The organism is Oleiphilus sp. HI0132, assembly GCF_001635845.1.
Genome location: NZ_LWGJ01001723.1, coordinates 1 through 1,414 on the forward strand (window position 1 = coordinate 1; position 1,414 = coordinate 1,414).

Sequence of the window (1,414 nt, forward strand, 5' to 3'; positions counted from 1 at the left end):
GATCAGTCGCTAGCTACTTTCCAATACAGAAACTACTGAAGATTTCACCAAGAAGGTCATCGGGCCTGAACTTACCGGTAATTTCCCCTAGATTATCTTGGGCAATACGCAGCTCTTCGGCTAATAACTCGCCGGCATTGAGCTCTGTTAGCTGTCTTCGACCAAGATTTACAGCATCCAAAGCACGATTTAAGGCATCTAGGTGCCGTCTGCGTGCAGTAAATGTACCTTCATTATTAGCCTTATAACCAACGCACTCTTTAAGGTGATCTTGTAGTAAGCTTAAGCCTTGTTTTTGCTTAGCGGATAAAGAAATAAGTGGGAATTCACCAAGCGAAGCAGTCGATGGGGCTTCTGACGTTTTATCCACTTTGTTTCGAACAATTGTTATATGGTCCTGATTATCGAGCTTTTCCAAAAACTCTGGCCATAGCGTGTCTGGTAATGAGTCAGAGTTTGATTCAATAGATGAAGCATCAACAACTAAAAGAATTCGATCAGCTTGTTCAATTTCCTGCCAAGCTCTATCAATACCAATCTGTTCAACTTTATCAGTACTTTCTCGAAGCCCTGCCGTATCAATAATATGTAAAGGCATTCCATCAATATTGATCTGCTCTTTAAGCACATCACGTGTAGTTCCTTCAATATCAGTCACAATAGCTGAATCGCGTCCTGCTAAAGCATTCAGCAAACTAGACTTACCTGCATTTGGACGACCGGCAATTACCACCCTCATTCCTTCAGTTAGTAGTGCCCCTTGATTCGCATTATTGATTAAGTCATTCAAGGTATCAATCAGAGTATCAACTTGCTCCAGGACATGTGACTCAGAAAGAAAATCAACTTCTTCTTCAGGGAAATCAATTGCTGCTTCCACGTACATTCGGAGTTTAATCAAGCCGGATACAATGGCATCAACTTGCTGAGAAAAGTCCCCTTGTAGGGAACGCAAAGCAGAACGAGCAGCCTGCTCGGAAGTACTGTTTATCAAGTCAGAAATAGCTTCAGCCTGAACCAGATCCAGCTTGTCATTAAAAAAGGCGCGTTGAGAAAATTCTCCCGCTTCTGCTAAGCGAGCACCATTCGAAACGATGGCTTTTAACAAAAGATCCAGAATGACCGGGCCACCATGAGCTTGGAACTCAACGACGTCTTCACCGGTAAAGGAGTGGGGACCTTTAAAGTACAGGGCAATTCCCTGATCTAAACGTAAACCATCTGGATCATAGAAATCGCAATAATGTGCATATCGATTCTTAGGCTCAAAATGAACCATCAGTTTAGCGATATCTAAGGCTTTTGGGCCTGATACCCTGACAATTCCAACTCCGCCACGACCTGCCGCCGTAGCAAGAGCTGCAATAGTGTCTTGATAATATTCACTCATATCAAGAACAGGGTAGATTAAGCG

Annotated in this window: 1 protein-coding gene; it reads right to left on the reverse strand. The window is 43.1% G+C overall.

Annotated elements, in window-relative coordinates:
• Window positions 1-13 precede the first annotated feature (13 nt).
• The gene (mnmE, locus tag A3766_RS26315) at window positions 14-1,390 is read right to left on the reverse strand and encodes a tRNA uridine-5-carboxymethylaminomethyl(34) synthesis GTPase MnmE (protein ID WP_068507313.1); all 1,377 of its coding nucleotides are present in this window, start codon (window positions 1,388-1,390) and stop codon (window positions 14-16) included.
• Window positions 1,391-1,414 lie beyond the last annotated feature (24 nt).

Excerpts from the sequence above, each read along its gene's own strand:
- mnmE (WP_068507313.1), bottom strand. The coding sequence starts at position 1,390 with ATGAGTGAATATTATCAAGACACTATTGCAGCTCTTGCTACGGCGGCA.